The sequence below is a fragment of the Candidatus Parvarchaeota archaeon genome (assembly GCA_016866895.1).
Lineage (GTDB): Archaea > Micrarchaeota > Micrarchaeia > Anstonellales > VGKX01 > VGKX01.
This window is the reverse complement of record VGKX01000040.1, coordinates 1-8,508: the sequence shown is the minus strand read 5'-3', so window position 1 is coordinate 8,508 and position 8,508 is coordinate 1. Positions and strand designations below refer to the sequence as shown.

The 8,508-nt window shown below is 49.7% G+C and carries 7 protein-coding genes; 4 read left to right on the top strand and 3 right to left on the bottom strand.

Annotated elements, in window-relative coordinates; all coding sequences use genetic code 11:
• On the top strand, positions 1-172 hold a 172-nt coding region (rpl11p, locus tag FJZ26_02525), incomplete at its 5' end, for a 50S ribosomal protein L11 (GenBank protein MBM3229282.1).
• A gap of 72 nt (positions 173-244) precedes the next feature.
• Positions 245-2,002 carry a hypothetical protein gene (locus FJZ26_02520; protein MBM3229281.1) on the top strand — a complete coding sequence of 586 codons (1,758 nt, stop codon included), beginning with the start codon at positions 245-247 and terminating at the stop codon, positions 2,000-2,002.
• Positions 2,003-2,111: 109 nt separating this feature from the next.
• Here FJZ26_02520 and FJZ26_02515 read toward each other — a convergent pair whose 3' ends face one another.
• The 3 genes from FJZ26_02515 to ftsZ all read right to left on the bottom strand — a co-directional run bounded on the left by FJZ26_02515 (position 2,112) and on the right by ftsZ (position 4,170).
• Positions 2,112-2,567 carry a transcription elongation factor Spt5 gene (locus FJZ26_02515; protein MBM3229280.1) on the bottom strand — a complete coding sequence of 152 codons (456 nt, stop codon included), beginning with the start codon at positions 2,565-2,567 and terminating at the stop codon, positions 2,112-2,114.
• Between the two features lie 101 nt (positions 2,568-2,668).
• Positions 2,669-2,842 (bottom strand): preprotein translocase subunit SecE, encoded by a 174-nt coding sequence (gene secE / locus FJZ26_02510; protein MBM3229279.1) that lies wholly within the window; start codon positions 2,840-2,842, stop codon positions 2,669-2,671.
• 86 nt (positions 2,843-2,928) lie between these two features.
• Positions 2,929-4,170 (bottom strand): cell division protein FtsZ, encoded by a 1,242-nt coding sequence (gene ftsZ, locus FJZ26_02505; protein MBM3229278.1) that lies wholly within the window; start codon positions 4,168-4,170, stop codon positions 2,929-2,931.
• A gap of 389 nt (positions 4,171-4,559) precedes the next feature.
• Here ftsZ and FJZ26_02500 point away from each other — a divergent pair, with 389 nt between their 5' ends.
• Both FJZ26_02500 and FJZ26_02495 read left to right on the top strand, forming a co-directional pair.
• A complete protein-coding gene (locus FJZ26_02500) occupies positions 4,560-7,361 on the top strand; it encodes an AAA family ATPase (GenBank protein MBM3229277.1) in 2,802 nt (933 codons plus the stop codon).
• Positions 7,362-7,541: 180 nt separating this feature from the next.
• Positions 7,542-8,508: hypothetical protein (locus FJZ26_02495; protein ID MBM3229276.1), on the top strand; the 967-nt coding region annotated here is incomplete at its 3' end.

Here is an 8,508-nt window from a genome sequence, read left to right as displayed (position 1 = left end):
AGTCGCAAAGATGAAGGCAAACGGCTCGCTTGCCAAATCCATCAAGGACGGAGTCAAGGAAGTGCTTGGCACGTGCGTCTCGCTTGGGGTCACCTGCGAGGGCAAGGACCCGCGCAAGGTCATTGAGGAAATTGACCAGGGCGGCCATGAGGCGCAGCTAAAGTCTGCATAATCATGTTACTTGTCAAAATCCGATAAGGTAAAATAGGGCCTCAAACAAATAGGGCAACATTTCATTTGAAAAATGCCAGGGGGCTGGATGGCAGTTCCAGCCCAGAAGCATTTGAATGCAGGGAGATTAAGGCAGCCCAAATGCGCTCTCCTTGAAAACGTGTGTCCCATGAAAAAAGCACCTTATCTTGTCCTTTTTCTAATTCTTTTCTGCTCGCTTTCGTTTTCCGTTGCCCTTTGGAAAAAGGAGACAAACAACCGTATAGCCGCCTTCTCCTCCAATGAGGGGGTCGCATATGTCGGGTTTGCGGACGGCACAATATGGGCAGTTGAAATGAGAAACGGCGCCTTGCTTTGGGAATCCTCAATTGACGATGCACCCTTTGCAATGGCTGCAGATTCAAACAGCGCATTTGTCGGGACCGAAAAAGGTAAAATATATTCCTTAAGCGCAAAGAAAGGCGCCTTGGCCACTGTTTTGAACATTTCAACTTCTTCGCCAGCATCCTATCTCTCGTCTCTTACACTTGTAAACCCGTTTCTTTTTGCAAGCGCAGATGGCACCTATCTTGTAAACACCCAAAGCTCGAAGTTCCGCTGGGCCTTCAAGACAGGCTCCCAATCCTCGGCACTTGGGTTTTCCCAGTCTTCGGTGTTTTTTGAGTCAGGAGGCAATCTCTACTCACTTGATGCGTCAAGCGGCCAGGTGCTGTGGAATGTCTCCTTTGCGCCGCTTTTCCTTTCAACCCCTTATTACTCAAACGGCGTCCTCTATGCAGGGGCAACTGACAACTCGTTCCATGCGCTTGACGCTGCAACAGGGCAGGAAATCTGGGTTTATGACACCGGGGCGTGGGTTGAAAGCGAGCCGGTCATTTATGGCAATTCGATTTATTTTGGCTCCAACGACCACAACCTTTATTCGCTTGACAAGGACACGGGAAAGTTAATTTGGAAATTCAAGGTCGATGAGGCAATTCAGTCGCCTGCTGCAGTGTTCCGGGCAAAGGACAGGAGGCTTGTCGCATTCACGACCAACGACGGATTTTTGTATGTCCTTGACCCTTCTTCTGGCAAGCAGGTCCTGCGGACTTCGACCTACGGCCCGTCCAGGCTTTTCACAATATACGGGGACAACATCCTGGTACTTTCCGACAACGGGGTCATTGGCCTTTATTCAATCTCCACCAGTTGCAACGTGGCAAGCCCTGTGCAGGGGGAGCTTGTCAACAAGGCGCCTGTTTACCTAAGCGGTTATGCTTATTCCCAGTCCGGCATTTCGCAGGTTCAGGTGCGCATCAACAACGGCAGCTGGCAATCTGCCGCAGGGACCGACAGATGGTTTTACTCCTTTGACCCGACAACCATAGTTGCAGGCCAGTTCAATGTAGAGTGCAGGGTTGTTGACAGCCAGGGAGTTGCTGAAACAGGCCATTATTCATCCACCTATTATGAAAAGTCGTTTCTTGCAAGCCCTGCCAAAATGCGCATTCTTGCAGAACCGTGGCTTGTCAACAAGCACGGAGATGCAATAAGGCTCTCTGTTTTGGATGAGAGGCGAAAGCCAATAGTCGGTGCGACTGTGACTGCGGAGGGAAAAACCTATATCACAACCGCAAGGCCGATAGAGTTTGTGCCAACTACCTACAACCAGATAAGGGTGCAGGCGTCAAAAGACGGCTACAATGATGCTGAAATACTGGTTTACAACCTGTCAGAGCAAAGCCCGCTACCCCTTGTAGCAGGCTTTGTCGCAGTCATGGCAGCCTACTACTACTTTTTCATAAGAAAGAGGGCAGGCCCTGCGCAGCAAAAGCCAAAAGGCAAGTGAAAAAAAGCCAACAAGACTTGGGCAAAACCGCAACTTATGTTTTTTTGCCGCTCAAGCTAATCCTTAGGCCGTTCATTTTCGCAAATTCTTCCAGGCCGGTTCTGTTTTCCTAGCTTGCGGCATCAGAGGCCTTTTGGTAAAGCTTGATTATCTCCGCCTTGATTGTCACAGGGATTGGCACTGCGACTTCAGTAAGCTCCACAGTTACAGTCTCGTGGTTTTCATCAATGCGCATAATCTTTGCCCGCTCCCCTTTGAACGGCCCTGAGACAAGCTCCACAATGTCGCCTTTTGCAAACGAGGCCACTGCAGGCTTTGCAGCCTCTATAAGAGAGTCCACGTCGGACGTGTTCATCGGCTTTGCAAGAACGCCTTTTATGTGTGGTATTTTCAATCCCGCCTGCCTTACTGTCACCTCATCCTGCGCCTCGACAAGAAGGTACCCCCTCAAATCCTCAAATAGCGCAACTGCGTAGATTGGAAGCTTTTCCTTTGCAAGCTTTTTTGCAAGCATCTCCGCAACAATCCTCTCCTGTCCAGCAGTCACCCTGTACGCAAACAACATAACAAAAACCCCTCGCTCATTACTTTTCTTTTGCAATGAAAATCGCACGTATCAATTGTCTGTATAGATTTTGGGCCCATCCCATGGGCACATCGGATTATCTATAGATATATCAGCTCCAAAAGCTTTGACAGCACAGCCCCGAAGATTCCTGCAGCCACAATCCCGATGCCTGTTATTTTTGCCATTCTTGCCCACTCCTGCTGCCGCGGCCTGTAGGAGACATTGAGCACCCTTTGCGCCTTTTGGAACATGTCAGAAGCAAAACCCAGCATCAAAATCACCAGTTTTTTCCTTTCAACTTTTGCAATTTAAAATCATTTTCAAAAAATATCATTCACTGCCTGCCAAATACGTATCCCTAATTTATTAGGTCCAAATCCAAATCCTCAACAGTGACTGGCTTTCCAGGCTCCTCAACTTTGTACTGCGGGAATTTTGCGCCTGCGAGGACCACAAGCACCCTAAGGGATGACTTTTGCATGTTTTTCTCAATTCTCGCCCCCCAAATTATGTGAGATGCGGGGCTTATCCTCTTTGAGACTTCTGAGACAATGAACTCGGCCTCCTTGAGTGTCATGTCATCTCCGCCAACCACGTTTATAAGCGCCCTGTCGGCACTTGTGGTGTCAACGTCCAGAAGCGGCGAGTTAAGGGCAGTCTCAATTGCAACAAGTGCGCGCTGGTCGGGCTTTGCCTCTATCGTGGATTCGCCTATTCCCACAACCGCACATCCTGCGCTGCTAAGTATTGTCCTCAAGTCAGCATAGTCCAGGTTCACAAGCCCTGCTTTTGTAACAAGCTCTGCAATTCCCTTGACCGAGCCTGTCAGCACCTCGTCGCAAACCTTGAATGCGGTGTTCAGCGGCAAGTCAGGCGCAATCAAAAGCAACTTGTCGTTTGGGATGACTATCACGGTGTCGGCGTGCTTTCTTAGCTTGTTCAGGCCCTCTATCGCATTTTCCATCCTTGTCCTGCCCTCAGACTTGAATGGCAGAGTAACTACTGCAATTGTAAGTGCGCCTGCCTGCTTTGCAGCCTCGGCAATTATGTGCGCGCTTCCGGTTCCAGTGCCCCCGCCCATGCCGCAGGCAATGAAGACCATGGTCGCATCAGACAGGGCTGCCTTGATTTCCTCCTTGCTCTCCTCTGCAGCCTTCTCCCCAATCTTTGGGTTTGAGCCTGCGCCCATGCCCTTTGTCACAGTCTTCCCAAGAAGTATCTTTTTGTCTGCCCTCATTTTTACAAGATGCTGCACGTCCGTGTTCATGGCGATGAATTTTACCCCGTCAATGCCGACCTCGCGCATCCGGTTTTGCGTGTTGCAGCCGCTGCCGCCTGCGCCTACAACGTAGATTTTTGGCTTTGTCTGCTCAATGAATTTCAGAAGCTCTGCATCCTCATCGGATATCAGTATCTTGTTTTGCTCAAGTTGGTTGACAACAGGCGCAACCCCTGTCCCCTGCCCGCCTACAACTTGTGAAACACCAACAACCTGCCCGCTTGCCTGTGCTGGCGCCTGCTGTCCTAAAGCCGCACTTGCACCACCGGCTTGGGCTATCTGGCTTGCCATAACATTTGTCGTCGATTCGTTTGCTATCATAAACACCTTTGGTAAAATTTAGTAAAACAGGTTTTTCTTGCTCCGCTAGGAAGTGCAAGCACACTTATTGAGACTGGAAGTTTTATATTCGTTCCTAGGGCAGCATATGGCAAGGCAGGCATCATTTCCAAGTACGAAGCGCAATATGCGATAAAATCCGCGGAAAGCTTTCTTGAGGCAATCAAGCTGAAGCTGAAAAGCAGGCCGGAAAAATAATTAACAACCAGGGCAATAACAAAAGCAACACTCATAAAATTTGAACATGCCCGTATAAATCAATTGTCTAATTTTTGCATCCATCCTGCCTTGCCTGTTTTGGCGTTTTTGCCATCCATTTTGCCATCTTATCTATCATTTATATAAACATAATCGTGCCCCAACTGTTTGCAATGGCAACAAACCCGCCTTATCCAGGCCAGGGTCCCTTGGCGCAGGGCAAGGGCTTTACTCCTAGCGGCCTCAAGCAGCAGCCTTCCCAAAAGGAGCAGTCGCTCAATTCGCTTTCCCTTAGGGTAAAATCCAATGTCGCCTATTTGCAGCGCGACGACAACATAGGCGCAGCAGTCCTTGTTTTCCTTGGCGCCCTGTTTTTGCTTTCAGGCTTCCAGTTCTATCCAATCCCCATTGTTGTCATTCTCTCGCTTCTTTGCGGGGCAATTGCCTATCGGCTGCCGCCAATAGGCACTGCAACAAGCATCATCCTGGCCCTGCCTGCAATCTCCTACCAGTCCCCAGTCTTTGGCTGGATTTACTTTCTTATTATCGGCATCTGCCTGTTCCAGGTCTTCACGCACTGGAACGTGATTTCAATTCTTAGCATACTTGTCCTTGCGCCATTTGCGCCATTCCCCTTCAACTACCTTTCAGGATTTACCATGCTTGTGATGGCAATTTCCGCACTTAGGGTAGGCTCAAAGGACAGCATAATAGTCTCCATTCCCTCGGTTCTCATTGTCCTGCTGCTCTCCTCAATCTGGGGCGTCCAAAACCAGGCCTTCCTGCCGCTTAATGTCGGCCAATACGCCCCACAGGACTTTTTTGCAAACAACCACAAGGAGCAAGTCGGGCTTGCCGAGCTTTTGCCAAGTGCCGTTGAGTCAATTGCCTCCCTCTTTTCATTTGACAACATAAATTTCGTGGGCCCTGCAATTGGCACCATTATTGAGAACTTTTTCACGCTTCTATTGAAAGACGCGCTTTTTGTGCACCTGCTCTTTTGGGTTGCAATCCTTTTTGCAATCGGCTATCTTCCAGGTTCCTCACTGCTTTGGAAATCCAAATACAAGCAGACTGCCGCAGCCTTTTTCCTCTCACTTGTGGTTGTGGACAATTTCCTGTCATACCTGGTTTTTGGAACAGAGTTTGACTATGCGGTTCTTGTATACGTTTCAATTTCAATTGCCCTGCTTGGCTGCCTTGAACACTTCGGCCTAAGCATCTCGCAGGAGCGCAAAATCAGGAGGGCTGAAAAGTCAAAGGAGTTTGGCAAGTTCGGGGTTTCTGACATGGCAGAGTCGCAGGGGGCAAGCTCCCTTGACGACATTGGAGGCTATGAGGATGTCAAGGAGGAGCTTCGAAACGCCATAATGACCCCTCTTGAGAACAAAGAGCTTGCCTACCAGTACGGCCTCAGGCCGCCTAACGGGCTTTTGTTTTTCGGGCCCCCGGGAACCGGTAAAACGATGATGATGAGAGCTTTGTCAAAGGAGCTCAACTTCGGCTTTTACTATGTGAAGACAAGCAACCTGCTTTCCCAGTGGTATGGCGAGTCGGAAAAAAACATCTCGGAGCTGTTTGTCGAGGCGCGAAAAAACGCCCCATGCATACTGTTTTTTGACGAGATTGACTCCATTGGCAAAAAGAGGGGCACGGCGCAAAACGACGAGGTGACGCAGCGCGTGCTCACCGTGTTTTTGCAGGAGCTTGACGGCTTCAAGTCCAAAAAGGATGTCATTGTCATTGGCGCAACCAACATACCAAACCAGCTGGACGGCGCACTTTTGCGCCCAGGCAGGTTTGACAAGATAATCTACATGCCGCTTCCTGACAAGGAGGCCAGGGCTGCAATCTTCAAGGTGCACCTGAAAAAAGTTCCGTGCGCCACGGACGTTGATTTTGCCGCCCTTGCAGCCAAAACCGAGAGGTTTTCAGGCGCAGACATAAAAAACATCTGCACCGAGGCAATAGGGCTTGCAGCAAAGGAGGCTGGAAAGTCAAAGGCCATAGTCCCTGTCTCCATGCTGCACCTTCTGAGGATTGTCGGGGCGGTAAGGCCGTCGGTTTCAATCGACTCCCTTGAAGAGTTTGACCAGTTCAGGCTTGACTTTGAGAGGCGCAGCGGGAAGCTTGAGAAAAAGGAGGAGAAAAAGGAGGACTCAATAAAATGGGCCGATGTTGTCGGCCTTGACAATGTCCGCTCCGCGCTTTTGGAGGCAATTGAAATACCACTGCTGCACGAGGACCTGATGAAGCAGTACAAGATAAAACCGTCAAAGGGCTTGCTTTTGTTCGGCCCGCCTGGCTGCGGCAAGACCATGATAATAAGGGCTGCTGCAAACGAGCTTAAGGCAACATTTCTTACAATTTCAGGGGCAGAGCTTGCCAAAAAGGGCTGGGGCAATGCAATCAATGTAATCAAGGAGACATTCAACAGGGCGCGCGAGCAGGCCCCCTCAATTATCTTCATTGATGAAATAGAGACTCTTGCCCCAAGCAGGGAGTTTTCAACAGGGGGAATAGTGGGGCAGCTTTTAACAGAGCTTGACGGCATTAAGGAGCTAAAAAACGTCATGCTGATTGGCGCAACCAACAGGCCTGCAATGCTTGATGGGGCAATACTTCGCCCTGGCAGGTTTGACAAGATAGTCTACATACCCCCGCCTGACCTGCCAGCGCGCAAAAAAATATTTGAGCTGAACCTGGCGGGAACAGGAATACAAGCCACTGACTATGCAAAGTTTGCAACCGAGACAGAAGGGTTTTCAGGAGCCGATATTTCCTCAATTTGCCAGAAGGCCAAGATGAAGCTTGTTAGCGCCAGCATTGAAAACAAGAAAAAGGGAGTTGATGACAGGCCAACCCTTTCAAACTCAGATGTTTTCAACATAATCCTTGGCAGGAGGCCTTCAATCACCCCCTCAATGCTTCAAGAGTTTTTGGCCTTCCTTAAGGAATACGGGGAGAGAAAGTAATCCTTTGCACGTTTTTCTGTTTCGCAAGGCGCACTCATGCCACTGGCTTGAAGCCTTGGGTTCCAAACTGCATTGGCGTTTCCAATTTTGGATGTTATCCGACTTTGGCTTTGGGTTTATCCGCATCTTGCGGCTGCTCAAATCAATAAAGGTTCATTGCTGAATTCATGTGTTGTTTTTATGGCAAAAATCCATGTTGGGATTCTTGGCTGGCGCCCTGAAAGCCTGGAAAAGACCATTGGCGCAGTAGCCAAATCGTTTGCAGAAAGCAAGTTCATCATCTGCTGCAAGCAGCAGGACATGGCCAAAACAGCCGATTTGGCCAAGCAGGCAGGCGCTGATGCCCTTGTTTTTTCTCCGCAAGAAGCCAGAAACTCCCTTGGCGCCCCTGGCGCCTTGGGCTGCGGGCAAGAAATCACTATAGGCGCAAAGCGCAATTTGCTCCAGCTTGCAAGCGCAGCGCTTGACTCACACATGCCCCTTGTGCTTCTTGATGATGATGTCCTGCCTGATGGGGCAACAAGCCGCGCCTTTGCCGCCTCATTTGCAAAGTACGACCTTGTGCAGGGAAGGTATTCGGGCAGCATTGGAAATAAGATATATGCTGCAGTCAGGTTTTTTGAAATACTTTCTGAGCTAAGCGCAAGCCAGGAATTTGAGGCGCTTGTTGACAATGGCTTAAGGGGCGTTGTCAGCGCAGGCGCCCAAAGCCGGTCGCTTGCAAGTGCAACAGGCGGGCTTCTTGGCATTTCAGAAAACCTGCTGGCCCAAAACTGCTTTGCGCCAACAAGTTACATGTTTGACGACCACTTTTTTGAGTTTTCCTCAAGATACCTTTTCAGAAGCCTTCGCTTCATGGGTGAAGGCACGGCACCGGATGAAATCCCAATTGCAATCCATCGCTCCCTTCCAGCAAGCCACCGGAAGCTTGTTGATGACTATATATTATATGTAAAGGCGGCTGTTGTTGAAAGCTATTATTACTTTAGGCTGTGCGGCAGCATCCCGGTTGTCAGAAATTCAAGGCACGCCTTGCAGCCAGCCCAAGGCTTTGATGCCAGGCAGCACACGTTGAGGGCAATGCAGGAGGCTGCCTTGGAAAAATTCCAGGCAGCGGCAAGAGGGCAGCTTTCAAAAATCAGCGGGC